Raw genomic sequence first — 24,781 nt, forward strand, 5'->3', positions numbered from 1 at the left:
ACAAACACAAAAAGAAACCCTTGTCTCTAACAGACAGGGGCCCTCACTTGATTGATTACATACCCACCGCAGCCGATATCGCAGCAAAAATAGCAGCAATCAGCCATAGGATCGGGAATAGTTTGAAGATTACCTTCAGCCACTGTCCAAAGCTGATCCGGGCAATGGCCAATCCTGCCAGCAGCACTCCACCTGTCGGTGAAATGAGATTAGTTAACCCGTTACCAAATTGGTACGCTGTGACTACGGCTTCACGATTAATGCCTACAAGATCGCCAAGCGGTGCAAGCACAGGCATGGTTAGTGCAGCTTCCCCCGAAGAAGAGGGAACGAGGAAAGTAATGATATTATGCGCAAGCAACATAATAGTCGTGAATAAATAACTTGGCAAACCTTCCAGGACGCTTGCAAGTGCATTCAATACGGTATCAATAATCATCCCCTGTTCTGCGATAATCAGAATTCCGCGGGCGAGGCCTATGATCACCGCGGCGTAGATAAATTCTCCGCATCCTTTTACAAAATTCTCAGCTATCTCCTTCTGACTCATTTTGGTGACAACCCCAACAAAAATACCAAGGGCAAAGAAAAGGGCGCCGATCTCAGTCATATACCAGCCTTTGACCAAAATTCCCCAGACAATCGCTCCAAGCGTTACAATAAATCCACCTATAATTAATTTGTGCCGGAATGTGAAGACGACGTCCTCGCCTGTGCTTTCCTTAATAAATTGCTCGCGGTTTATAATATCACTTTGAAACACGAGGGATTTCTCCGGATTTCGCTTCACCCGGTGCGCATACCACATCGTAAAAGCAATAGAAATCATCGTAAATACAAGCCATTCGATAAATCTCAGCCAGAGCTGAGGATTCCCCTCCACTCCTGCGATTCCCTGGGCAATCAACACTGAAAATGGATTGACAGTCGAACCAACATAGCCAATTTGCGTTCCCAGAAATAAAATAAGAATCGCTGTCATAGAGTCGAAACCCAAGGCAAACATCAACGGAATGAAAATCGCATAAAGTGGAATAATTTCTTCACTCATCCCAAAGGTAGAACCTCCGAGACTGAAGATAACCATAGCAATGGGAATAAGCAAAATCCCTTTATTCTTCAACCGCCTGGCAAGAGCTGTCAGCGCACGATCAATGGCGCCTGTCTGCAGAATAATACCGAAGGAGCCGCCTACAATAAGAACAAAAGAGACGACATCGGCGGCATTGATAATCCCCTTAATAGGAGCGCTAAGGATCTGAGGGATTCCCTGTCTTAAATCGCCGTTCTCCCCTGTTTTGGGTACAGAGTGATAGGTTCCTGAAACGATTGCCGTTTTGGTCACACCGTTCACTGTCACTTCATGACGCTCAAATTGACCGCTGGGTACAACCCATGTCAACGCGGCGACTGTAATAATAATCAAGAATATTAAGGTATAACTATGGGGCAAGGATAATTTCCATTTCTTATTCGTGATGTTCATGTTTATCCCTCATTCCAAGAATGGTTATACGTAACCTTCCCTCCCATAATGGTCAATATCACTTGGGCATCCCTGATGTCACCAGCGGATGCATTAAGGAGGTCGCGATCAAAAACGGCGATGTCAGCATATTTTCCAGCCTCCAGCGTACCTGTAACCTCTTCCATATAACAATGTTTGGCTCCATTAATCGTCCATGCCTTTAAAACTTCGGATGCCGGCATTCCTTGGTCAGGATACCAGCCTCCAGCAGGCGAGCCATCCGGGAATAATCGGTGAGAGGCCGCATACAGCGAATCGGGGACACTGGTGATAAATAAAGGCAAATCAGTACCTATAGTGATCGGCACGTTAGCTTCCAGCATGGACTTATAATTATAAAAACGGTTTTCATTCTCTTTGCCTGCCACAGCAGACATATAAGCCTCTTCGTAAGAGGGATTCAGCAGCAAAATCTGAGCATAGACCTCGGCAAAAATTTCGTTTTCTCCCATTCTGGTCAGGTCATCTGGATGAGGATACTCCAGATCACTGATCGAATGTCTGATAAGGTGATTGCCTTGCTGCGCGCGGCATTTTTCAATCATGGATACTGCTTGGCGAATCGCAGCATCGCCTTCTGCAGTTAGGCAGCATTTGATCCCCTGGCTGTCCGCTTCCAGAACTGAGGCTTCAATTTTTTCGTAATCAACCGCCCTCAAATTCGTGACTCCAGGCATATCTGCGTAAGGCTCCAACATATCCCCTGTATGATCGGCTACGACGCCGTCAAGCATCAGCTTGTAGCCTTGAAAACGAATAAGGTCTCCATGATAAAGTGCCTTATACTTGATACCAATACTTATATCAAACGGTTCGACAACCGGTTCCAGCGAGAAATGAAACCGGAGTGGAAGTTCACCTGTTTCTTTCAATTCCTCTAGAATTGGAAGCAGCTCGCTATGCCGGTCAAAGCCAATATCTTTTATAGAAGTAACCCCTCGTGCAGCCAGCAGGCGGCAAAATTCCATAAACTCTTGTTGGACAAGGCTGCGGTCCTGCATCATAGCTTGGAGCAGTAAAGCGCGTGCTTCGGCACTGCATTGATCTGGCGAAAATTGATATCTCTCCTCAGCCAATCGATTCATCCAGCAGTAACTTTTATTTTGGTTGATGGCGATGACCACCCGATCGGGAAACAATCCATCCAACAAGCTTGGCTCAGGCAGTCCACCCCATTTTTCCTCGCTCCAACCGTAAGCGGTTACATCTTTTCCTGATGGAAGGTGGTTTGCCTCTTGAAGCAGTAGTTGCACTGCTCCTTCACTTGAGGCTGTATGCGTCAGATCCACGCCCCGATGCATTGACATATATCCGGTGAAAAATACATGGTTGTCATGAATTCCCGGCATGATAAAGGCATCGCCCAGATCATAGACAACCGTTTCCGATCCTATCCAGACTTGTGCCTCTTCCGGATGCCCCACTGCTGCAATACGTTCTCCTCGCACTGCAATAAACCCGGGCGAAGCTTCATTTTCCAATCCATTAAAAATAGCATTGGAGAGTAATACTTTGTCTGCTAATGTATCTTTCATCCCTTGCATAGTTTCACCACCTCATGATTGATTCACCTAACAACATGACGTAATATAACGTTATGTTAATGCTTCTGCTTCTCCCTATTGGATGGAAGCAGAAGCCACACGTAACTGAACTACCTTGCATAACAGGTAACGGATTATATGGAGAATTGATAACGGTCTCCGATGATGTACTGCTTCCCTACATGAACCGGGCTTCCATGCTGGTCATAGATAATGGTATGCATGTAAAACAACGCCTGCCCGATCGCCGTCTCCAGCAATTTGGCCTGATTTTCATCCGCCAAGGCAATTTGTAATATCGTCTCTCCTGGCTGGTTAGGGTCGATGCTGTATTTTTGCCGCAGCAGTTCGTATACAGACCCCTCCAACTGCTCGTGCATTAGAAATGCAAAGCGTTCATAAGGATAAAAATTGTTTTCCAGCATCAGGGGGCGATCATCCGCATATCTTTTACGCTGGATAAATAACACTTTTTCTCCTGGCGATAGCTGCAACTGATGTGCAATTTCTTCATCTGCTTCTACGATTTCACGTTTTGTGACCACACTGTGTGAAGAAAGCCCGTTGGATTTGCAAGCAGCCGTAAAGCTGATGACATGTTCAATCTTCCGTCCAATTTTGGGGATATTGACAAAGGTGCCTTTTCCCTGACGTTTGGTCAGATATCCTTCATGAACTAATTCGGCAATTGCTTTCCTTACAGTAATTCGACTTACATTATACATTTCGCTTAATTCTGTTTCGGTCGGTATACGACTTCCTTGCGTAAATGTTCCATTATGAATTGCGGTTTTGACCGCTTTTTGTAATTGAATATATAATGGCTCCGCTTGGTCTGAATTTAACATAATGTACCCTCACTTGTCATATAACGTTATATCACTCTCACTTAGAGTATCAAAGGTTACATATTCTTACAAGTGAAGATATTCGAAAAGGATCGTCAATAATGAACGCCGTATCCGAAGGAACCTTCTACCAGGCAGCTCTGGGCGGCAAGCCTTGAGCCTTCTGCCATAGCAGCCTGAATGTTGCCTTTTTCCAAAAAGCTCAGTAAAAAAGCAGTTATATAAGAATCGCCTGCTCCCATGGTATCCACAGCGTCAACGGAATCGGGCATTTGAAAATAGAACTTCGTACCATCATAGGCGATAGATCGGTCACCGCCACGTGTGGCGACAAGAATTTGCCCCTCCTTTTTTCGATTGGAACGGATAAAATTCTGTGTCTCTTCATCCGTCATATGGCTGCAAGAGAAGAATGCAAAATCGGCATGCATGATATATTGTTCTACCTGTGTATCTGTAAAATCATCTGAAAAATCAAAGGAAATAGGAATTCCCAGTGTCTCCAACTCGGGCAGCAAGTGGCCTGTATGGCTGTACAAGCCAGTATGAATCAGGTCGAATCCGCCAAGATAATCCTTGTCATCTTCGCTCAGTTCCAATGGATGGAGACGTGTCACTCCCCCCTCATTACTACCCAGAAATACTCTGTCTCCGTCTTCCAGGGTTACACGTGCACAGCCGTTCTCACCGCTGTGATATCTGCACCGTGAAATATCGATGTCAAGCTCACGGAGGGTATGTTCTACATGCCGTGCTTCGTGATCGTCCCCAAACACGCCTATAAAGGCTGCATCCACTCCCGCTTTTTTGGCAAACACACTGAAATTAAGCGCATTGCCGCCAGGGTACATCATGCGCAGATGAACATATTTATCTACCACATTATCGCCAATGCCTAGAACCTTCATGATGGTTTCCTCCTGTTGGTAGGTGCGCTTAGTAAGCTACTTTGCCCATATAACGGCGAGTTTCCAATGGGTGGTTGCGTACATTTGCTAGTGCTTCACGATACACACATACAATGCTGTAAAATAAAACCGGGTTAAAAAACTCTACCACTTCGTCTGCAATCGTTCCGATGCCAAGCTCCTTTGCATCAATCACTTCCACTTTCTCGGCATACTGATTCAGGAAAGTCTGTGCCCGCTCATCCAGCGCCCGTGTACGTCCTTCGTTGATCATCAGAATAAATGGAGTTTCCTTATCCGTTACTTCAAATGGGCCATGAAAGAATTCACCGGAATGGATAGAAGCTGCATGAAGCCATTGCATTTCCATCAGCGAGCAGATGGCAAAGCCATAAGCATGTCCATAAGATGCTCCGCTGGTCAGGATATAAAAGAGTTCCTCATTGCGATATCTGTCAGCGAATACTTGAGCGCGCGGTTCAACTTGGACTTTGGCCCGGTTAATAATCCCATTGATTGCTCCCAATCCATTCTGGAAAGCTGGGTAATGCGCATAGCCCTCAGTGATTTGAAGCAGTTCAACCGTAAGTTCTAGAATAATGGCCATCGGGTTGTTTTTAACATCGCTCTCATCCCCCCACTCGTAAAGGAAGGAATAATCCGAATAGTTAAGCAGGCTCGCTTCACTATTGTGGGTTAAGCCAATGGTATAAGCACCTTTCTCTTTGGCAGATTTAGCAGCTGCGACCGATTCTGGAGTATTTCCACCGTGGGAACAAACGATGACCACTGAGTGTGCCCCCAATCGTTTTGGCAACGCATGTACAAACTCATTCGCTGTATACATCCCTGCTACCAGTTTCTTTGCTTCACTATCCAGAAAATATTTTGAAGGATACATATCAACTAGTGAGCCCCCGCAGGCTACTAAATAAACCTCAGAAATCTTCCCATTCGCTTGTTCATTAATCGTCTGAATCGTCTGTTGTACATTCATTTTTTATCTCTCCTTCTATATAACGTTATATAACGTATTGTTTACGAGATAAATATAAGCGCTTTCATTAAAAGTGTCAAGCCCTTCATTAAAAAAAGCTCTAACCCTTTTGTATGAGGTTTAGAGCTCCTTTTGGGATTTAATTTATATTCATTGATTGGGTTAGCGATAAGAGAGCTATGCCCATAATATACGCGCAAAAAATATGGTCTTACACATGGGTTTGTCCGAATAAACTAAATGAGACAAATACATAACGTCCAATAAATAATCAAGGAGGAAAACACCATTAATACATTTATCGGGTATGTTTTTCTGGGTCTGTCACTTTCAGCTCCCATTGGACCCATCAACGCCGCACAGTTAGATCGAGGTATTAAAAATGGATTTTGGCACGCCTGGTTTATTGGGCTAGGTGCAATCACAGCAGACATTATCTATATGATGCTTGTCTATTTGGGAATGATCCACCTTCTTAATTCCCCATTTGTCAAAGCTTTTTTATGGCTATTTGGTTTTTTCGTGCTTGTGTATACAGGACTTGAAAGCATCAAAAATGCTGGTGTGATTTCAGAATCCGAATTAAGGGGAAATGGCAATACCCTGACTAACTCCTTTGTTGCGGGCTTCCTGATGTCGTTGTTTAATCCTCTCTCCATCCTTTTCTGGCTTGGTATTTACGGTTCCATACTGGCCAATGTTGCTAATACATATCCAGTACAACAGCTATTGATTTACAGCGGAGCGATTGTACTGGGCGTGTTGGCGTGGGATGTGACGATGGCAGCCGCTTCAAGTGTTTTCCGTAGATTTCTCAAACCTGGATTGCTTAAAACCATCTCTTGGATGTCAGGTCTATCTCTTGTAGGCTTTGGCTTTTATTTTGGTGTACAGGCATTTCAATTACTTTTTTTACGCTAACGCTTGTCTTCTTGATAAAGTTAACGAGATTCCTTGCTGTGCTTTCGACGCACCCATTGTACAATGAGGTCACATATTGCAATTAACAAGACCAGCAGTAAACTGATGTAAACCCCAGGGCGGCTAAGCTTATGAAAAAAGGCCCCGACTACAGCCATAGCTATCAGCAATAACCCAATCCAGCGTTTGATATTGCTCGATGTGCTTGATTCCAGCAACTTACCTGAAGACAGCAAAATAAAGCACCAGTTATATAACAGCATTAAGCCCGCAGCTGTTGTGATATATTCATACACTTTTCCCGGTAGCAGCAACGATAATACGATTGCTGAGATTAATCCAACAGAGATCAAACTGAGTGCATAAAGAGGATATTTGCCCTTCCACTTTCGTGAGAACAGTGTGGGCGCATCTCCTTCCTGAGCAAGGGTAATCATCATCGAAGTCTCTGCATATAGCGATGCTGTCATCGTGGAGAACCCTGCAATAATCAGGACTCCATTAAACAAATGAGGCACAAAGGCCAGATGATCGCTACTGAGCGCAAGTACAAAAGGACTTTCCTTCGGATTAAAGGCACTTAATGGTACCATAGACACAGCCAGCCCAATCGAAAGCACATACACTGCAACCAGCGTCATCAACATGACCTTTCCTGCTTTGGGTGCTTCGTCCGGGTTTTGAAGTCGGTTAGACATAATTCCGAGCACTTCAATACCTCCGTATGCATAAAAGGCAAAAATAAAAGATGACCATAACCCTATGCCACCGGTTGGAAAAAAGTCTTTGTAGCTGAGAGGGAACTTCGGATTATATTTACCTCCTCCGATCCAGCCTGCCAAAAGCGCTACCGCTAGGACCAAAAACATCACAAGAGCCGCTATCTTAATGATCGCGAGTACATTTTCTACACGATCAAAACCCTTATTGCCAAAAAAAACAATCACAAGTCCTAAGAGCCCGAAGCCTGCCGCAAAAATCCACATCGGTACCTGAGGAAACCAAAAGCGTGAAAATATAGACAGCGCGGTTAGTTGACTCCCATTAATAAGCAATTCCGAGAACCAATACACCCAGCCACTGCCGAAGCCTGCCCAATTGCCAAATGCTTTTTGAGCATAGGAACGGAAAGAGCCCTGTTCTGGATGATCTGCTGTCATGCGCGAAAGGGCGTCAAACACCACATACGTTCCAACTGCTGCCAAGAAGTAAGCAATCAGCACGGCTGGACCACCAATGGAAATTGCTAAACTAGACCCGAGGAAATACCCTGTACCGATGGTGCCTGCAACTCCTAACAAGCTCAGCTGCCACCATTTTAGTTTTTGCTCTTTTTGTTTGCCCGCTGAAGACTTGCCCATACGAAAATCACCCTATTCTGAATTTGAGACCTATTTCTTGTTTTTTTATGATTGCCTTCTTCTCCATATTTCATGTGAAAGTCAATTCAATTTGTAATAAAGAAGCACCAGCAAACTCGATTAAAGGTTTGCTGATGCTTCTTTTTAATTAAACGTTTTACATTTTGGGCAAAGAAAGTGCCTTGTCTGCATTTTGAATATCCATTTGAATTTGCTGATCCGGATCATAGGCGTTGTAGTAACCATTATTCTTCATATAATTAAAAATTTGCTCATGAAGGTTAACAGCTTTACTCAATTGGTCACAAAGGACATTTCGAACTTCTGAGCTGGTGGACTCTGTTAAGGCCGCGGCGTAGTTTTTGATCCCACTTTTAGCTGCGATTAACAGATCTGAAGCAATCACCTGATCGGTCATGGGGGTCGTACCGGTCATATTCCCAATAAAAGAATTCACGTTATTCCTCCTTAGATTATACAAGCAGATTTCTAAGCTGTTGAATATCTTGTGTACCGCTGCTGATGTCCTGCTGTAAAATATTTTTTAAATTTGAATCTGAGACTAAAGGAAGCATGGTTTGAGTTTTTGTAATACAAGTTGTTTTAAACGTAAGTAGCTCATGCAATTCCAACTTTTCGTGAACTCCGAGTTTTTGCAAGATCAAAACCTCCTTTCTGAACTTTCTTCTTGTTGTTTCCTATGATTACTGCCATTATGCATGATCGAAGAACCCAAGTTTTCACAAGATCCTTTTCAGCTGTTTCTCATGATGAAAAAAGGTTCCTTCAAGCCATTAGTCATGGCTTTGAGGGAACCTTTTTATTCCAAACTGTGCAACCAGTGCGGACACAATTGTCAGGTGTGAACGCTTCCTGAAAAACCGTCCACATCGTCCTCCGGTTGTTGGTCAGAGCTGACATTGTGTTCCTGTGTTGTGTTCGTAAACGTTTGGGAAGAGCCGTTTTTATACGCCTCGCTCCAGTCTTCATTGATGATGTGCGCTGGAATAATCCAATCCTCCGGGCTATAACCTGGATTTTGCATACCAATATTACTTTGTTTACCTGGGCGATAAGTGAGAACTCCTGTCTCAATTATACTTCCTTCATAAGCTTGGCAAATCTCTAATGCAGACAGCACATCCTGGTTCTCAACGTGAACACTGAGGCCTGTATCACCGTTCGTGCTGGCAGAGTATCCAATCTCCTTTAATGTTTCACAGGCTTGGGCGGCTTGCTGCGGATCACGAAATTGAAAACGGAAAGAACCCGTATCCATGTGCTTCATCTCCTCTGAATTTATCTTATTTTGTTATTTGGGTTCATTAGGTATGTTATTTGTTAATATAACCAATCGGAACGGTATTTTTACATTCGAAACCTTTATTTTTCAAAAATTTACCTTAAAGCTTTGAAATTAAATAATTAAAAAAGCAGCTACTGTGACAAATCGCATGTTTTCCCTACGTAAATCCCTTTATGCTAGTAGTAAGGGTATGGTTGCCCGGTCATCCGAACCGAGCGGTCAAAGGATGCCCAAATCCATACATAAAGGCGGAATGAAGATGATAGATTACCGAACATTGGTGACACAGCAATCCATGCATTTGTATAGCGTGTTTGCCAAGTCATTCAAAAGTGTAAACGAACATGCGGTTGCTGGCATCAAAACGGTGGGCTTCAACCCAACGGCCTTCGCCGTGATGGAAGTTTTATATCACAAGGGAGCACAGCCAATTCAACAAATTGGAGCCAAACTGCTTCTGCAAAGCGGAAATGTCACTTATGTGATCGACAAGCTGGAGAGCCGTGGTTATTTGCACCGTCACCCGTGCGACCAAGATCGTCGTATTATATATGCAGAATTGACGGACGAAGGACAACGCGTCATGGACGAAATTTATCCTGATTATACACGTCAGATTGAACGTGCCTTTAGCGGAATCAGCGAAACCGAAAGAGATCAACTCATCGGCTTGCTCAAAAAATTGGGCCGTAGCGCTGATAATCTGTCACCTTATCACAAATAGAATGAATAGTATTTTAGCAACTGATCGTTTGTGAATAAACGAACAATCTTATAGCTGTGCTAAACGAAAATTTAGATTTACACAGAAAAGTCCACCCTTTTATTCATGGGTGGACTTTTTTAATGACTAAAATGTTTGATTATTACATTATTAAAAATAGCCTTACCGCCTTCTGAAAAAAGAGTAATTCCCCGATCCTCTAAGCGTGGAAATATTAAGGAGGAATAAGCTACTTCTCCATCATCTACAAAGACTTCGATGCTGGTTTTATCGACGAGAATCTTCAAGTGGACATTTTTCTTGTTGGTATCAAAAGGCGCCTTACTCTCTACATATTTTCCACTCTGATCCGGCTGCCCGGTGTTCGCTCTGTTTACATAAGAGTATTGACCCTCCACCGAAACACCCACATCTACATGACGCTTGCCATCCGCAGACTCTCGAAGCCTCAATCCTGTATTTTTGATCGTTGACCAAGATACATCCGCCTCTAACTGATAGGCATCACCTGCTACCGGAAGCGTGTGAGTCCCATCTACTTGGATCTTCCCCAATGATTCCGTTGCGATGGGGAATTGCTCCAAAGCTGGTACAGGCTGTGAAATCAAGCGATAGCCGACATCAGATGTACGCTTCAACCGAATTTGGCGAACAACCGAATCCATTCCATTAAAGCCTTCTTTTAGGGTAGGCGTGTTATTAGCATAATCCCAATTGTTCATCCAGGCCAGCGCATAACGGTGACTGTATTGGTCTTTGGCTTTGCCATCCTCGAACGTAACCGCACCATACCAGTCAAAGCCATAATCCAGCCAATCAGGATCATTGCGATCAGGGAGAAATGCTTCTCCATTAAAATCTCCCGTCCAATAGGCATACGTGTTGGGTCCGCCGGTTGGTTTACTATTGGCGCTCGCGCCCAGAATCCATTGATAGGTCCCATCATCCGCGCGCATCTGATAAAGGTCAGGACATTCCACAAGCCCGATATTTTCCGTTTGAAAGCCACTCGTAAACTGCCAATCTTTTAAATTCTTAGACTTATAAAAGCCAATCTTCGTTCCCTCTGCCATGACCATCACCCATTGATTACGCCCAGTATCCCGGACGATCTTGGGATCTCTGAAATCCTTCGTACCAGGGTTGGACATCACAGGCTTGTTGCGGTAAGAAGTAAACGTCTTGCCTTTATCCTTACTGTACCACAGAAATTGTTCCTGCTTTCCTCCATCTGCTGAGGGCTGTGTGACAATGGCTACAAGTGCTCCTTTTCCAAAACCAGCGGTGCCATGATCGTCGATCACGACCGAACCGGACCAAGGATCTCCATTCGGGTTTGTATATTTGGGAATCGCCACCCCTTCATCTTTCCAATGAACCAGATCGGTCGATGTTGCATGGCGCCATTCTGTACCGTTCTTATGAGGGTAATCACGATTATATAAATAATAATAATGATATTTTCCATCCATATAAATCGGCCGCTGCGGATCATTTTTCCACTTATCCGGAACGGTAAAATGGTAGGCTGCCCGGTAGGTCGGTGTTGAATGCTTACTTTGATTTGCTTGATTTTTTGGAGTTGCAGCAGGTTTAGGGGGGTTGACAGCATCCTGTTGGTACATATTCCATCCCATAGCTATGAATATCGTTAAGCCTGTGATGACTACTACGGATCGTATCCAAATGTTCTTGGGAGCTTTTTTTCTCATTATGACGATCCTCCTTACTTCATTGCATCGTTATGTATCGTCCGACGGACGACAGATCGGGTTGCTACCGACTGCCGCCTTCGGACATACTGCTTAAATACCTACTTATTTCTTTCCGTACTCATTTTGGTGTTCTTTTTTGTCATTCGCTGGATCAATCGTGATTTGCCCTTGTTCCAGAATACCGTTTTTCACAACAGAGGTTTTCGAACCTTTAATATTCAGCAGGAAGCTTGGCGCAAAAGTAGATTTGTGATCCGGGAAAAGCCCACGATTGGTCATATAACTCGAAACGACTACGTTATTGCCTTTGCCTTGCGGGATAGCAAAATGGGCATACGTCCAGGTAATATCATCACGATCCAGATCCTGATGAAGAACGAGACCGGTTCCATTCAACGGTTTATAAGGCCCTGTCAAGGAAGTCGAAACATAACCCAGCATGTAAATATCATCGTCACCGATCGCATCTACAGTCACCTTAGAACCTCTTGTACTCGTAAATAAATACCACAAACCGTTCATTTTGAACACATTCGCCCGTTCAATTTCATCTGTTACCAGATTGGATGCAATCAAAGGAGGCATTACATTTTTCAACGTATAATCATCATTCAATTCAACGATGCCCAGTGCGCCGTTCGCCAGCTCAGCTCCCTTTTTCTTAGGACTTTGCAGCAGGTTTTGTTGCTCTTCCTTGAAGAAATTCTTATTGCCGCCATAATAAGCTGGGTTTTGAATCGAATCTTCGCCCTGATAGCCTGTCTCTGTTCCTGTGTTGGCTTCAAATATAATATATTTGTGGCCTTGATCCTCGACATAGTGAGGGTCTCGAAGAGTATGATTATCCATATCTATTCCGACGCTTTGCTGTACATTTTGATAGGTTTTCCCATCTCCACCGTCATAGATCGATTTCAAATCCTCGACTCCATCTACTTTCAGTGTCTTATCATCAGGCTGAGAGACATTAATTTGAGCCGTGCTCAAGGTTTGCTTGCCGTATAATTTGTTATTCGGGTCATACGGCTGTCTGCTGGTATAGAATAAACGTACTTGTCCATCAGAGGTTAAGGTAGCTGAGCCGGACCATTCTTCTGACTGATTTTTGAGAATCGGATCGTTGGAGAGCAGTTTATCATTGTCTTTAAATACTCTACCAGCATTTTTCCAGCCGCTCAGTGAAGTATCACCCGCTTTTTGATAGAACAGATATATAAATGTATCCTCGCCTCTTTTAGGATCGCCTGCCAATCCAAAAACGATATTATATCCCTTGTAATTAGCCACTGTGCCATCGGCATTTTGTAACGGCCAGCTGTCCCAGACATCCAGATCAATCTGCTTGCCTGAGCTATCGTGACCAATAGCAGAAGGAATATTTTTAATTGTAGAGGCATCGAAGGACGGAACCTCATATTTCTCTTTACCTTGCTGTTTGAAAATATTCAGCATGTCACTACGCGTAATTTGGGTAAATGCACTGTCTGCTTTGGTATCTGCCTCGTCATTTCCCTTTGCAAAAGCCTGAACGCCGCCTCCTAACAGTAAGGTAGTTGCTACTGTTGCAGTGGCTGCTTTACTAAACCATTTGTTAAACTTCAAGTAATCCATCTCCCTTAATCTGATTATGCTTTCTAGATTTGAAACCCAATTTTTTGGTTGGTAGGGCCATTTTATATGGTATGTCAAACGATTGATATAGACTGAAAATCCCTATTATGTGAGGGAAGAAAACAGATTTCTCTATAAATTTTATCCTCATATTTTCCTAGTAATTTTCTGAAAACCCCTTTTTTTTCATTCTTATTACATTCAGAAAAATTTGTTACTTGATTTTTTTTCGTATCCCATTTTGCTTGGTTGGTTGCTTCATTCACATGCAAAATCGTTCTAAAATAAATCATACAAAGCCCGATTTGGAAGCGGGTTCAAAAAAATGGTTCCTTAGTACTGTACGGCTCAATACAGAAACAAATTTTTAGTTACAATTTTTTAAGACTTTTTTACCATTTCGTTACCTATTCGATATGAATATATCGCAATCTCTAGGGGGTTTTATTTTCTTTTTTATATACTGGGGAATTTATCGGTCCTATACGAGGTGGCTATTTTGCTGAATCAGTAGGAGAAGAGACCTTAGCATAAAGAAACAGCCCGGCCCCTTATTGGTGTACCGGACTGTCTCTTATAATGAAAGAAGTATATTATTTTTTATGCGTGTTCTCTTTGTGGTGCCTTTATACGCTGATCTGCCTCTTCTTCCGTACCCGGTGGGCGGTTCCGCAAGCCGAGGACAACAAACCAGCTAATCACTGCAATAACGACCATGATCACGAACAGGGAATGCAGACTGTTTTCCAGTACAGACCGGAGTAATCCGGCAACCTTGTCACTTAGACTCTGTGAAGCATGCGGGGCCAGCAGACCATTGATATCCTCCTGCGTAACCCCTTGCTGAGTGAGCTGTCCGTCCGCTGTCTGGGCAGCAATGCGATAATTCAGCCATGAACCGAAGGCTGCAACCCCAATTGTTTGTCCCAACGTGCGCAGGAACGTATTCAAGGCTGTAGATGCGCCACGCAGCTGGAATCCGACCGAGGACTGAGCAATAATCGTGAACACGGTCATCGAGAAGCCGAATCCCAGTCCATACAATAATGTAGACAGGAACAGCAGCCAGATCGGAGCCGTTTGGTCCATCAAGGTCATGACGAAAGCTCCCAATACAATCAGGGTCAGCCCGATCAAAGAGGTTCGACGCGAGCCCAGCGTCAGCAAAATGCGTCCACCGATCATGGAGCCAAACAGCCAGCCTACGGACATTGGTGCCAGTGCAAGACCAGATGAAGCGGCATCTCCACCGTGTACGCCCTGAATCCATAGTGGAAGATAGCTAGTCAGCCCGATTAGCAGGGTACTGACGAGTAGTGCAGCGGCACAGGAAAAAGCGATATCCCGTATTCGAAACAACTTCAGAGGCACCATCGGTTCCTGAGCGCGCTTTTCGATAACCAAAAACAAAACCAGGAACAAAATAGCCACCGCAGCCAAGGCCAGCAATTCAGGAGAAGTCCAGTCGATATACTGTCCCCCCAGGGCCAATACGAGCAAGAGTGCCGTCATCCCGATGGTAAAGGTAACTGCTCCCGCCACGTCGATACGTGCGGTACGCTTGCTTACCTGTTCCCGCAGGTAACGGGCGATGAAGAACATAGCCAGAAATCCAAAGGGAACGTTAAAGCCAAAAATCCATTCCCAGCCAAAATAGGTGACCACGTAACCGCCCAAGAGAGGCCCGACAAGGGAAGAAATCCCCCATACCGAGCTGATCATGCCTTGGACTTTACCACGTTCCTCCATTTTGTATATATCACCGATAATGGTAAAGGTAACAGGAATGACACCGCCTGCTCCAATCCCTTGAATAGCCCGGTATAAAATAAGCTGCTCCATACTACCAGCCAGCATACAAAGCAAAGAGCCAAGTACAAATAACGAGCATCCAATTAGAAAAATGGGTTTTCGGCCAAACAAATCGCTAAGCTTGCCGAAAATAGGCGTGGTTACAGCCATCGTCAGCAAATATGCCGTAAAAATCCAGCTGAGCAAACTCACACTGCCCAGTTCACTAACAATTGTCGGTCCTGCTGGACCGATAACCGTTCCTTCAATCGCGGCCAGAAAAGTGGCCAATAGAACACCTGTCAGCACGAGCCCGCGCTTCATAGGTTCATCGTTTCCCAAGCAAATCACAAATCCTTTCCTTGTAAAAACTGTGTTGTATCTGTACGGTTTTTCCTTCCCAGCTTGGATGATTACCCGCACTGCATAATCGTAAACAGGCGGCCTATATAGGCCGCCTGTTGTGTACGATGTATATATATTATTGTCTACATATCCTTAATTTTTGTCAACTGTAATCGTATGATAACTCCCGCTATCTTCCGTTTTATAGAGATACCCCTCTTCCATACGGAGAACATGGCTGGCAAAGCGTTCAGCTATCTGTATATCATGGGTAATGATTAGAAAAGCCGCGCCCTCAGCAGCCTGCTCTGTACACATACGGAGCAGGCTATTCGCCCCTTCGTAATCCGTTCCCGCAGTCGGTTCATCCAAAATGTAAAGTTTTTTGGGTAAGATGAACTGTGCCGCAACGCTCAAAAGCCTTTTTTCGCCTCCACTTAGCAGGTACGGAGAGGCCTCCAGCCTGTGATCCAGCCTGGCGGCTGCCAGTAAGCGATGCGCCCGTTCCTCATAGGCGGCGGGAATCGGATCTCCGATCCGTAAACCAAACTTGGCGCGCACGCTGTACAAGCACTCTTCCCACACCGTTGCAGCTGCAAACTGATGCTCTGGTTGCTGGAACACATAACCGATCCCGGCTGCCAGTTGATGAATGGGCAGCTTCGCCATATCCTGCCCCTCCCACCACATGCATCCCTTCGGTGCGGGGAGTAGACCCATAAGCAGCTTGCCCAGCGTGGTTTTGCCAGAGCCGTTCTCGCCCAGCATTACGGCTCGTTCGCCAGGCGCAAGGGCAAGACTCACACCCTTGAGCGCCGGGCGCTGGCTGCCGGGGTAGGTGAAGGGCAATCCCTTCACCTCCAGCAACGGCTGCCCAGCGCAGTTAGCCGCCGAGCCGGAATTCCCCCCCGGCTCACGCGGCATGTCTTCCCTCCCTGCGGAAGAGGGGAGCAGCCCCCAGGCTGCCAGCTGCGCCCCATGCTCGCGCAGCAGCTCTTCGGGCGGGCCTTGCATCAGCATAGTCCCGCCCTTCAGCACGATGACGCGCTGTGCTGCACGCGCGCCATCATCTATACGGCCGGACGCAGTGATCACCGTCCGGCCTGCGGCATGGAGCCGCCGACATAGCAGGACGAAGTCCCGTACAGCCGGCGGGTCCAACTGCGCAGCTGCGTCGTCGAACACGACCAGCGGCGCTTCCAGCGCCAGCACCGCTGCAATGGCGGTGCGTTGGCGCTGGCCTCCCGAGAGGCGCCGCACGAAGGAGCTGCGCTCGGATGCCAGGCCGACGGCCTCCAGTGCAGCGGCAAGGCGCTGCTCTATTTCTGCCGGAGGCACGCGCAGATTCTCCGGTCCAAAAGCAATTTCGTCTTCGACGATTCCCTGCACTAGCTGGGCATCCGGGTCCTGAAGCACGACGCCGACAGTGGTGGCGACCGTAGCCAATTCAGCGGTGTCGGGGTCCATCCCGTACACGGTCAGCTCTCCCGTCCGTTCACCCTCGCCAGAACGGGACAACCCGCCATGAAGCAGCTGGCACAGCGTAGACTTTCCACTTCCGCTAGCTCCAACAATGGCTACATGCTCGCCCACCGCAATGTCCAGCGTCAGACCATGTAACGCTGGCTCCACCTGGTCATCATACCGATAGCCAAAATTCCTCAAGGACACGGCCACTCTATTCTCAAAAGCATGATCACTACGTTCATTCATAACCGAAATACCCTCGATCCCTATTGTTCAAGCTATAGCCATGCATAGCCTTGGTTATGCACGTGAAGCGCGTCCCAGTTCAAAGCGTTTTAACAGCCCCGTTCCATTTAAGGCATCGCCCAGTACTTTCGTCAGCAGACCACACAGGACAATGCCGCTCAGGATACGAACGACCAGTGCAATCGTCAGCACCTTCCATCCCCAATGCATATAGCCAAACATATTGGCTGCCACGATAAACCACAGCGGAACCATGGCTCCGCCCGCCAGCATCAGTGAAACTGTGTTCCAGCGGCGATATCGCAAAAGAGCAAATACCAGTTCCGCCACAACCATATAGCAGACAGCCGCCGCGATGATAGACGCAATTCCATAGGCAGAGCCCATAAAAGACTGCACTACTGCGCCAAAGGCATAAGCAATTACCGCCGTACCTGGCTTACGAATAATATAATAGGCCAGCAAACCATATATCATGTACAGCCCGACGATAGCGGAAGTTGCAATAGGCCCTCCCAGACTATTTAACGTTTTGTTAATCATCGACAAATACACAGTCATGACGCCGTTCAACGTAGCCAGCATAGCCATTAACACGATATCCAGCGTTGTAAACTTGGCAAAAATACGAGATTCTTTCATATATATTTCTTGACTCCTCTCCATAATCTAGTATACAAGGTCATAGACTCTGGCCCTTGTACAAACTGTTACTGTATAAATGTATTCATCCGTTGTCTCATTGTCAACCTAATTTTATTTAACGAGTTGACAATAAGAACAAAAAAAAAGGGGCTGCTTCTTTATCATACCCACCATAAAACAGCCGTAGCGAATACAGCAATCACAGCATATACGTAGCCTAAACGCCCATTCTTCAGTGTTCGAAGATACGTCCGTTCTGCATATGCGCCAAAACCTTTGCCCTCCATAGCCAGTGCCGTCTGCTGAACCCGTCTCACAGCATTCACCAACACAACAGCCGCATACCCGCTCCACCATGATAACCGATTGCTCCATCCTCGTGGTGGCTCCTGTCCACGGACACGTCGTGCAGCCATAATTGTACGCCCCTCTTCTTCCAATAGGGGCAGGAACGTCAGCGCTACTGATATACCGAACGCAAATCGATAAGGCACACGCAAGCGAAGATTCAGAGCCTGCACAAAATCCCGGGGATCGGTCGTCGAGAGATAGATATAGGATGCCAAAAACAAGACAAAAATCCGCAGCGTTAACGCCCCCGCGATATCCAGTCCCTCAGCTGTAATCACAATGGGTCCCCATGAAGCCACTTCATGCCCTTCTCGAATCGCTAGGATAGACAGTATAAAATATGGAATCCCTAAACCAATCAGGAACGACATAGCGCGAAGTTGTCGTGCAAGGGTCAACCGTGCACCTAAGCCAGCCACAGCGATCAGTACCGCCAAGAGTGCCGCTTCCCGTAGCGTCGAATCCCATGACATCGACAGGAGGCTAAAGCATCCCACCCATATAAGCTTACTTAACGGTCCAAGCCTGTGCAGCGGCGACGAACCGCCGTTATACTGAAACAGCATTTCGTTGTACCTCCAGTCTGAGCCATTCTTCATGCAGTAATGAGTACATCAGCATATCCTTAAAACCTGTAGATGTATGCTGTACCTGCCGTAACAGCCCTTCCTGGGTCCAGCCCATCGAGGACAGCAGGGCTTGCGAGCCTGTATTGCGCGGGTCCACCAGCGCTTCGATCCGATTTAATCGGATCGTGCCATATCCGAATGAAAGCACCAAGCGAAGCGCCTCCGTCATATAGCCCTGTCGCCAATAAGGCTTGGCCAACTCATAGCCAATCTCGGCTTTATAAGCTCCCTCTGTCTGCCAATAATTAAAGCCGCAGCTTCCAATCAGCTTCCCGTTGTCCTTCAGCTCGATCCCCCAGCGCAGCGCATCCTCCGTCTTCGCCAGCTCATTCAACAGCCCAATCATATCCTCAGCATCCTCACGTCCTGACATACCGGAAAGATTCATATAACGGTGAACCTCCGGGTCAGACCAGCAAGCGAACATCGTAGCCGCATCCCGACTTTCCATCCTTCGCAGCCGAAGACGCGGGCTTTCCAGCAATGGTATATGCCCCTTACATGCATATGCACACATGTTACATCATCCTTCCAGCATCAAAATACAACAAATATACGCTACATTTAAGCATACACCTCCAACAAACACAACCTCCTTTAAAATTGGACAAGCTTTATCTATGAAAAATAGCCCTCCACTTCCTAAATCAGGATTGAAGAGGACTGCATTCAACTTGATGAGACTTTTTATGGCACTAACTGTGATTACTTTTACGAAGAGGCACGGGTAGTGACATGCGCTGGATTTTTCACAACATCCTCGTACAATACGCCCAGCATCGACTGTATTTCCTGCAACTCCTCGATCCCTGCGCCGGTAAGGCTGAACATATCATCATGCGGTGTCAGAAAGTTTTCCTGTGTCAGGTTTTCCAGTTCCTGCTTGACCTCTCGTTCACCTACACGGTACCCGCGTTCTTCGAGCAACGGTTGTACATCACTCACCGTCAAATCGTTCTGCTGTGCGTAAGAAAGCATCTGTATACGGATAAACAAGTTCTGAACATCTGCATGCATCGTTTTAGCTCCTCCCTGGCTTAGGCCAACAATATTATACTGTTTTTACCCTTTGGAGGACAGCTGGAAACAGATGAGGGATAACCCTTGCAGAGAATTGCTCTCTATTATTACTTAAATCCCAGTTCATAAAATTGACCCTTTGAATTAAAGGTACCGATTAGAGATGGAGATCCACTTTTCGTAAAATGCACGACAGCCGTCAACTTGGGATCTAGTTTTGCTTTATAGCCCGTCAGGTCAACCTTCAGAAGCTCCTTGGATTGCCCAGCTGCATTTTTCAGCAGTTGAGCCTCGCTGTATGATTTCATTTTTTTGTAGGCTTCTTTATAATTCGCAGCCGTGTCCTGCAATTCATATGCCGCAACCTTGGTTACTTTGTTCGTACCTTTTTCGACATTCACAAACACCGGATTCGCTCCAGTACCAAACATCAGGTTATACACGGTCTTTCCATTCTCAGTGACAAGCTGGGTTGGTTCATTCAACGCTCCCTGTTTCACGCCCTCCAGACCAGCGAAGACACCGCTTGCCGCCTTCAGTGCGTTTTCATCTATCTCCTGCTTGGCAAGCATCTTTACTGTGCGCAGCACTTTACCCTCCCGCAGAATAATAGTGTTATTATCGATTCTGGTATATAAATCTACTGCACCTTTAGGATACTCCGGGCTTTTATCCACTGAAATATTTACGTTTTCCGGTATTTTGCTTGCTTCTGGTTCCTGGAGAACGCTTTTCAATGCGGCTTGAAGTTGCTGTTTGTAGCTATCCTTGAGCTCTCCCCAGGATTGATCTACATATATACGTTCTAATTCACCCTTCTTGGTAACCATGACTTGACCGTGTTCCACACCTTTTATACTGAAATCCCAACCGTTCTCGTTACCCATACTCCATTTCTTTGCCCCACTAAACGTATAGCTTTTGCCTGTTGCTGCTTTTAAATGCTCTTGCGCCTTTTGTACAATTTTAGCATCCACTTCTTTTAGGGATGATGCCCCTGTTGCAGCTTGTGCAGGTTGGGTATTTTTCGTTGAAGCTCCATATACTGCCGATACCGGAACAGCCGTCAGAATCAAACTCGCCACCACCGCGGAGGTGAGTGTGTAATATACCTTTTTCATAATATAAAACTCCTTCTCCCTTATTTTTTCTGTCCAGAGATTAGATTACGGAGACTAGCCAAAGGTTACAGAGAATTTTTCAGTTGACTGAATGTATACAATCGTTATATCTTAAATTAATTAACCGATGGTAAATGAGATTTGAGGAAAATTAATGTTAGGAGCGTGGACTCTACATGTTTCAAACTATCCCTTACGAAGGAACACGTCAGGAACAATTCGAATCCGTTCTCGGACAACTCCGGGCACTTGTTCACGATGAATCCAATAGGATTGCCAATTTAGCGAACGCTTCAGCGTTACTGGGTCACTTTCTTCCAGATGTGAACTGGAGTGGCTTCTATCTTTATGATGGGACCGAGCTTGTACTAGGTCCCTTCCAGGGTTTACCCGCATGTATACGGATTCCACTGGGGCGCGGCGTTTGCGGTACCGCAGCAGCTGAACGGCGAACACTTGTCATTGACGATGTACATGCATTTCCAGGACATATCGCCTGTGACGCTGCTTCCAATAGCGAAATCGTTATCCCTCTAATCAAGAACGATGAGCTGATTGGAGTGCTGGACATTGACAGCCCGCTAAAAGGCCGATTTGATCACGAAGATCGTGTATTCCTAGAGGAATTTACGGCTATTCTGGTATCCAGCCTGTAACCAAAAATTGTGCATATATATGCTCTTCCTTCGCCACAATATATGAGGGTCCTAAAACCTAAACTATCCGGCGAAGGAGATTGATGATCAATGTTCAACAACATGGCTCCGCAACAACAAATTCATCAATGTGAACAAATTATTCAGCAATTGGTACAACAAACACAGCAAGGAACCGCTATGTATCAACAGTTGCTGCAACAAGAGCAACAAAATGCATCCAGCCTTGAAAGCCTGATGCAACGTGAACGTAATGCGGCTCAAATGATCCAAACCGCAATCCAGGACCACCAAAAAGCTATGCAGCAATACCAGCAAGTTATTCAACTGTGTAGTCAGCTGGAAAACACCATCCGCTCGAGCAACCAAATGACTCAACCGGGATTTGGCGATAACTATGCTTCCCGTAGTATGCAACCATCCGGCTTTAGTACAGGAAGCCACATGAATCACAACTTTCCGCAACATATGGGGACGACCGGACAACATTTTGCAGGCAGTAGTAACATGCAACAGTTCGGAAACAGCAGTCAACAAGGCATGAGAACAGCACCAAGCGGCATGTAAGCTGCTTTACACAAAAAAGGGTGAACAGCAGGCCGTCGATTGGTTTGTTGTTCACCCTTTTTTCATATTACTTATAGCCCTTTTCATCAGCTGTTGCTCTAGGTTAATTCCCGCTTGGCCAGCTCCTTCATTCCGTCTCGCAAATACTCAGCCAGCCCAGGGTGATAGCCTTCATACATTTTACTGAAATCCTCATGTTCTACATACAAGTCTCCCAACCCGCTATAAATTTCTGCTGTAGGGGTATAGAATCGGCTTACCCATTGAAGATGACGGCGGATCAGCGCCTGTACTTCTGCACTGTTATGCTTCAATCCCTTATTCATGGCTTCAGCCAACTCCCGATGAATCTGATCTGCCTCTGCCTGCGAATCCAAATAATCCTCTTTGCTCCAGTTCGTCGTCGCAGTCTTACTCTCCTGAACCTTCTCTTCGACCTGTGAACCATAACGTTCCGTCAGATCACGTTCATACATTTCTTGTTTTTCCGGGTTAAACCCTTGGTACATTTGCTCTGGTTCCATCGTTTGTTCTCCTTTCAAATGAGCCACCGTTTCGTCGATGGTCTGAAGGAGAGTATGCAAGCGGAAGACCTTGGCCTCAATATTGGCTCGATGCACCTGCAAAACCTCAGCCTTTTGTTCCTTGGTTTGCTCCAGCACATTGCCAATTTCGGATAAAGGCAAATCCAGTTCCCTGTACACCATGATTTGCTGAAGCCTCAACAGTTGTTCCTGTTCGTAATAGCGATATCCATTATTTCCGATATGATGTGGTTTCAGCAATCCAATTTCATCATAATAATGCAAAGTTCGAACGCTGATTCCCGACAGATTAGATACTTCCTTAACCGTATAAGCCATTCCGCTTCACCTCCCTTGCTTTCACAGTCTACAGCCTCACGTGGCGTGAGAGTCAATACCCCCACTTCCCCACCTTGGTACTACACTTTTACCCTGTAAGCACATTGTGAACCGCCTAATTGCCAACGATTTTTCATACTTGCGACCTACAGCAGGTATCTTTAGATATCTATGCAAAAAAAAGCCCTACAGCGTATTTCAAATAGGCTGGGGGCTTCATATATTCAATTCGATCTGGCTACTAAGAGAAGCTTTTTCCCATGACCACATGATCGTAGTAAGCGATCTTTTGAATAATTTTCTCCAAATTGTGTTGCGTTTGTGCCATATGTTCTTCCACTTTCTTTTTGTGAGCAACCAGGAAATCTCTTCGCTCTTGGATCGTGGCTTCTCCTTTTACATTTAGCTCAAGGTATGCCTTAATTTCTTCAATGGTCATTCCTGTGTCTTTCATAGCCATAAGGAACCTGATCCAATCCATTTGTTTCTCGGTATATACCCTTCTCCCACCTTCATCCCGACCGACATCAGGTAGAATGCCCTCTTTTTCATAATAACGAAGGGTAGATGCTGGCAATCCGCTCCTGATTTCAACTTCTTTAATGGAGTACATGGTTGATCCCCTCCTCGTTCTTGTATTTTCGCTTCAAGTCAGCTGTAACGATAAGTATAAGTTTTCATAGAAAAGAGTGCAAAATTAGGATTTCCCTATTCACAAACTGAACAGCTAGCTCTCTCCCTGTCCTTCCCCTCGCAATTTCCCAATATAACTCCTTACATTCTCCTCCGGATGGCTCACTTCCCATTGATCCAACAGCCGATTGACCTCCTCATCCTGAGAATTCAACTGGTAATAAAATATGGCCGCTCGTAATTGGTGGTGCTCTTCGACAGGTTCATCATCAGGCCAGTGGTACTCTTGCGTGCCGTTCTCATCGGTAGTCCCTATCGCTCCGTCCAGTAACGGAGAGCGGTCTTCTAGGCCTTCACCACGGGCAATGGCTTTGAGAAAATCGGCATGTCTCATGGCAACATCAGGCGAACAACGGTGCAAATTCTCGAAAATATCAAAGGCATCAATCGGATCGTATTCCAGATTCTCAAGGAAATGCCTTTGCAGCAACGCGGCAACTTTCTTATTGCCCGTCATTCCGGACAGAAAATAGAATGTAGGCATTTGTGCCTCATAACGAAAATCGTCGACATGGCTGATAATATCGTCCACAATCTGGTCGGTCTGAAGGCCTTCACGGGCTAACCGAGTTAGTATCCGCACCGCCTTATACTGCGTCCAATCGTACACCCCGAACGCCACCTCATACAGCATGGGAATCGCCTTTTCCCTGTAATTGTAGATAATCTCAAAAATAGCATTCTGTTGAATATGCAGCCAGTCACCCAACCCTTCATACTTTCCCGCCAAACTCTCAGGCTTCTGCAACTCAGTTCCAAAAAAATAACGCGGGAATAGAGGCAATGCCTCTTCTCCCAGCATAGCAGCAGCCTTCTTCGCCTCGGCGGTGAATTGCTCGGGCTGATCTACTAATCCGCCGACCTTTATAATGACTGCAGGAATAGCAGTGTCCAAATCGATTGCCATATGTAATTCACAGCTCC

General features: G+C 45.8%; 25 protein-coding genes. 4 read left to right on the forward strand and 21 right to left on the reverse strand.

The window, feature by feature from the left end:
- Positions 1–55 precede the first annotated feature (55 nt).
- From OIU26_RS21230 to OIU26_RS21250, 5 genes are all read right to left on the reverse strand, one after another.
- Entirely contained in the window at positions 56–1,486 is a 1,431-nt protein-coding gene (locus OIU26_RS21230; RefSeq protein ID WP_264217930.1) for a YfcC family protein, read from the reverse strand.
- A 2-nt stretch (positions 1,487–1,488) separates the two neighbouring features.
- Positions 1,489–3,072 carry an amidohydrolase family protein gene (locus OIU26_RS21235; RefSeq protein ID WP_264217931.1) on the reverse strand — a complete coding sequence of 528 codons (1,584 nt, stop codon included), beginning with the start codon at positions 3,070–3,072 and terminating at the stop codon, positions 1,489–1,491.
- Positions 3,073–3,206: 134 nt separating this feature from the next.
- Positions 3,207–3,920 (reverse strand): GntR family transcriptional regulator, encoded by a 714-nt coding sequence (locus OIU26_RS21240; protein WP_040102148.1) that lies wholly within the window; start codon positions 3,918–3,920, stop codon positions 3,207–3,209.
- 95 nt (positions 3,921–4,015) lie between these two features.
- Positions 4,016–4,828: a fructoselysine 6-kinase gene (locus tag OIU26_RS21245; protein WP_013369381.1), complete on the reverse strand. Its 813-nt coding sequence runs from the start codon at positions 4,826–4,828 to the stop codon at positions 4,016–4,018.
- Between the two features lie 28 nt (positions 4,829–4,856).
- Positions 4,857–5,825, reverse strand: coding sequence for an SIS domain-containing protein (locus tag OIU26_RS21250; RefSeq protein WP_013369380.1), 969 nt, complete (start codon positions 5,823–5,825; stop codon positions 4,857–4,859).
- A 288-nt stretch (positions 5,826–6,113) separates the two neighbouring features.
- Here OIU26_RS21250 and OIU26_RS21255 point away from each other — a divergent pair, with 288 nt between their 5' ends.
- Positions 6,114–6,746: a LysE family transporter gene (locus OIU26_RS21255; RefSeq protein ID WP_025676060.1), complete on the forward strand. Its 633-nt coding sequence runs from the start codon at positions 6,114–6,116 to the stop codon at positions 6,744–6,746.
- A 20-nt stretch (positions 6,747–6,766) separates the two neighbouring features.
- On the opposite strand, the gene OIU26_RS21260 is transcribed toward OIU26_RS21255, so the two are convergent.
- The 4 genes from OIU26_RS21260 to OIU26_RS21275 all read right to left on the reverse strand — a co-directional run bounded on the left by OIU26_RS21260 (position 6,767) and on the right by OIU26_RS21275 (position 9,386).
- Positions 6,767–8,107 (reverse strand): amino acid permease, encoded by a 1,341-nt coding sequence (locus OIU26_RS21260; RefSeq protein WP_264217932.1) that lies wholly within the window; start codon positions 8,105–8,107, stop codon positions 6,767–6,769.
- Positions 8,108–8,264: 157 nt separating this feature from the next.
- A complete protein-coding gene (locus OIU26_RS21265) occupies positions 8,265–8,564 on the reverse strand; it encodes a spore coat protein (RefSeq protein ID WP_025676058.1) in 300 nt (99 codons plus the stop codon).
- A gap of 16 nt (positions 8,565–8,580) precedes the next feature.
- Positions 8,581–8,766, reverse strand: coding sequence for a hypothetical protein (locus OIU26_RS21270; RefSeq protein WP_058710680.1), 186 nt, complete (start codon positions 8,764–8,766; stop codon positions 8,581–8,583).
- 197 nt (positions 8,767–8,963) lie between these two features.
- A complete protein-coding gene (locus OIU26_RS21275) occupies positions 8,964–9,386 on the reverse strand; it encodes a hypothetical protein (RefSeq protein ID WP_013369374.1) in 423 nt (140 codons plus the stop codon).
- A gap of 286 nt (positions 9,387–9,672) precedes the next feature.
- Between OIU26_RS21275 and OIU26_RS21280 the strand changes: the two genes are divergently transcribed.
- Complete coding sequence (locus OIU26_RS21280; RefSeq protein WP_013369372.1) at positions 9,673–10,137, forward strand: MarR family winged helix-turn-helix transcriptional regulator; 465 nt, start codon at positions 9,673–9,675, stop codon at positions 10,135–10,137.
- 119 nt (positions 10,138–10,256) lie between these two features.
- Here OIU26_RS21280 and OIU26_RS21285 read toward each other — a convergent pair whose 3' ends face one another.
- From OIU26_RS21285 to OIU26_RS21325, 9 genes are all read right to left on the reverse strand, one after another.
- On the reverse strand, positions 10,257–11,849 hold the full coding sequence (locus OIU26_RS21285; RefSeq protein ID WP_264217933.1) for a glycoside hydrolase family 32 protein: 1,593 nt from the start codon (positions 11,847–11,849) through the stop codon (positions 10,257–10,259).
- Between the two features lie 105 nt (positions 11,850–11,954).
- The gene (locus OIU26_RS21290; protein ID WP_165082940.1) at positions 11,955–13,454 is read right to left on the reverse strand and encodes a glycoside hydrolase family 68 protein; all 1,500 of its coding nucleotides are present in this window, start codon (positions 13,452–13,454) and stop codon (positions 11,955–11,957) included.
- A 609-nt stretch (positions 13,455–14,063) separates the two neighbouring features.
- Complete coding sequence (locus tag OIU26_RS21295; RefSeq protein ID WP_264217934.1) at positions 14,064–15,578, reverse strand: MDR family MFS transporter; 1,515 nt, start codon at positions 15,576–15,578, stop codon at positions 14,064–14,066.
- A gap of 174 nt (positions 15,579–15,752) precedes the next feature.
- Positions 15,753–17,312, reverse strand: coding sequence for an ABC transporter ATP-binding protein (locus tag OIU26_RS21300; RefSeq protein ID WP_264217935.1), 1,560 nt, complete (start codon positions 17,310–17,312; stop codon positions 15,753–15,755).
- A gap of 54 nt (positions 17,313–17,366) precedes the next feature.
- The gene (locus OIU26_RS21305) at positions 17,367–17,954 is read right to left on the reverse strand and encodes an ECF transporter S component (protein ID WP_013369365.1); all 588 of its coding nucleotides are present in this window, start codon (positions 17,952–17,954) and stop codon (positions 17,367–17,369) included.
- Positions 17,955–18,118: 164 nt separating this feature from the next.
- Complete coding sequence (locus tag OIU26_RS21310) at positions 18,119–18,874, reverse strand: energy-coupling factor transporter transmembrane component T family protein (protein ID WP_165082944.1); 756 nt, start codon at positions 18,872–18,874, stop codon at positions 18,119–18,121.
- Positions 18,858–19,454, reverse strand: coding sequence for a GNAT family N-acetyltransferase (locus OIU26_RS21315; RefSeq protein WP_040102156.1), 597 nt, complete (start codon positions 19,452–19,454; stop codon positions 18,858–18,860). Before OIU26_RS21315 ends, OIU26_RS21310 begins: the two co-directional genes overlap by 17 nt.
- Before the next feature lie 194 nt (positions 19,455–19,648).
- Positions 19,649–19,954 (reverse strand): hypothetical protein, encoded by a 306-nt coding sequence (locus OIU26_RS21320; protein ID WP_264217936.1) that lies wholly within the window; start codon positions 19,952–19,954, stop codon positions 19,649–19,651.
- A gap of 110 nt (positions 19,955–20,064) precedes the next feature.
- Entirely contained in the window at positions 20,065–21,078 is a 1,014-nt protein-coding gene (locus OIU26_RS21325) for a hypothetical protein (RefSeq protein ID WP_264217937.1), read from the reverse strand.
- Between the two features lie 176 nt (positions 21,079–21,254).
- Here OIU26_RS21325 and OIU26_RS21330 point away from each other — a divergent pair, with 176 nt between their 5' ends.
- Both OIU26_RS21330 and OIU26_RS21335 read left to right on the forward strand, forming a co-directional pair.
- Positions 21,255–21,734 (forward strand): GAF domain-containing protein, encoded by a 480-nt coding sequence (locus tag OIU26_RS21330; protein WP_064961770.1) that lies wholly within the window; start codon positions 21,255–21,257, stop codon positions 21,732–21,734.
- A gap of 90 nt (positions 21,735–21,824) precedes the next feature.
- Positions 21,825–22,301, forward strand: a complete 477-nt coding sequence (locus OIU26_RS21335) for a hypothetical protein (protein ID WP_264217938.1) — start codon at positions 21,825–21,827, stop codon at positions 22,299–22,301.
- A gap of 98 nt (positions 22,302–22,399) precedes the next feature.
- Here OIU26_RS21335 and OIU26_RS21340 read toward each other — a convergent pair whose 3' ends face one another.
- The 3 genes from OIU26_RS21340 to OIU26_RS21350 form a co-directional block, all read right to left on the reverse strand.
- A complete protein-coding gene (locus OIU26_RS21340; protein WP_102999223.1) occupies positions 22,400–23,164 on the reverse strand; it encodes a MerR family transcriptional regulator in 765 nt (254 codons plus the stop codon).
- Between the two features lie 241 nt (positions 23,165–23,405).
- Positions 23,406–23,777, reverse strand: coding sequence for a MerR family transcriptional regulator (locus tag OIU26_RS21345; RefSeq protein ID WP_013369358.1), 372 nt, complete (start codon positions 23,775–23,777; stop codon positions 23,406–23,408).
- A gap of 114 nt (positions 23,778–23,891) precedes the next feature.
- On the reverse strand, positions 23,892–24,764 hold the full coding sequence (locus OIU26_RS21350) for a transcriptional regulator (protein WP_264217939.1): 873 nt from the start codon (positions 24,762–24,764) through the stop codon (positions 23,892–23,894).
- Between the last annotated feature and the right edge of the window lie 17 nt (positions 24,765–24,781).

Source organism: Paenibacillus sp. BT-177 (assembly GCF_025846815.2).
GTDB lineage: Bacteria > Bacillota > Bacilli > Paenibacillales > Paenibacillaceae > Paenibacillus > Paenibacillus polymyxa_C.

Bases quoted from the DNA above. Each gene is read 5' to 3' on its own strand.
- OIU26_RS21230 (WP_264217930.1), bottom strand. From the start codon at position 1,486: ATGAACATCACGAATAAGAAATGGAAATTATCCTTGCCCCATAGTTAT.
- OIU26_RS21235 (WP_264217931.1), bottom strand. From the start codon at position 3,072: ATGCAAGGGATGAAAGATACATTAGCAGACAAAGTATTACTCTCCAAT.
- OIU26_RS21240 (WP_040102148.1), bottom strand. From the start codon at position 3,920: ATGTTAAATTCAGACCAAGCGGAGCCATTATATATTCAATTACAAAAA.
- OIU26_RS21245 (WP_013369381.1), bottom strand. From the start codon at position 4,828: ATGAAGGTTCTAGGCATTGGCGATAATGTGGTAGATAAATATGTTCAT.
- OIU26_RS21250 (WP_013369380.1), bottom strand. From the start codon at position 5,825: ATGAATGTACAACAGACGATTCAGACGATTAATGAACAAGCGAATGGG.
- OIU26_RS21260 (WP_264217932.1), bottom strand. From the start codon at position 8,107: ATGGGCAAGTCTTCAGCGGGCAAACAAAAAGAGCAAAAACTAAAATGG.
- OIU26_RS21275 (WP_013369374.1), bottom strand. From the start codon at position 9,386: ATGGATACGGGTTCTTTCCGTTTTCAATTTCGTGATCCGCAGCAAGCC.
- OIU26_RS21280 (WP_013369372.1), top strand. From the start codon at position 9,673: ATGATAGATTACCGAACATTGGTGACACAGCAATCCATGCATTTGTAT.
- OIU26_RS21285 (WP_264217933.1), bottom strand. From the start codon at position 11,849: ATGAGAAAAAAAGCTCCCAAGAACATTTGGATACGATCCGTAGTAGTC.
- OIU26_RS21295 (WP_264217934.1), bottom strand. From the start codon at position 15,578: ATGAAGCGCGGGCTCGTGCTGACAGGTGTTCTATTGGCCACTTTTCTG.
- OIU26_RS21300 (WP_264217935.1), bottom strand. From the start codon at position 17,312: ATGAATGAACGTAGTGATCATGCTTTTGAGAATAGAGTGGCCGTGTCC.
- OIU26_RS21305 (WP_013369365.1), bottom strand. From the start codon at position 17,954: ATGAAAGAATCTCGTATTTTTGCCAAGTTTACAACGCTGGATATCGTG.
- OIU26_RS21310 (WP_165082944.1), bottom strand. From the start codon at position 18,874: ATGCTGTTTCAGTATAACGGCGGTTCGTCGCCGCTGCACAGGCTTGGA.
- OIU26_RS21315 (WP_040102156.1), bottom strand. From the start codon at position 19,454: ATGTGTGCATATGCATGTAAGGGGCATATACCATTGCTGGAAAGCCCG.
- OIU26_RS21320 (WP_264217936.1), bottom strand. From the start codon at position 19,954: ATGCATGCAGATGTTCAGAACTTGTTTATCCGTATACAGATGCTTTCT.
- OIU26_RS21325 (WP_264217937.1), bottom strand. From the start codon at position 21,078: ATGAAAAAGGTATATTACACACTCACCTCCGCGGTGGTGGCGAGTTTG.
- OIU26_RS21330 (WP_064961770.1), top strand. From the start codon at position 21,255: ATGTTTCAAACTATCCCTTACGAAGGAACACGTCAGGAACAATTCGAA.
- OIU26_RS21335 (WP_264217938.1), top strand. From the start codon at position 21,825: ATGTTCAACAACATGGCTCCGCAACAACAAATTCATCAATGTGAACAA.
- OIU26_RS21340 (WP_102999223.1), bottom strand. From the start codon at position 23,164: ATGGCTTATACGGTTAAGGAAGTATCTAATCTGTCGGGAATCAGCGTT.
- OIU26_RS21345 (WP_013369358.1), bottom strand. From the start codon at position 23,777: ATGTACTCCATTAAAGAAGTTGAAATCAGGAGCGGATTGCCAGCATCT.
- OIU26_RS21350 (WP_264217939.1), bottom strand. From the start codon at position 24,764: ATGGCAATCGATTTGGACACTGCTATTCCTGCAGTCATTATAAAGGTC.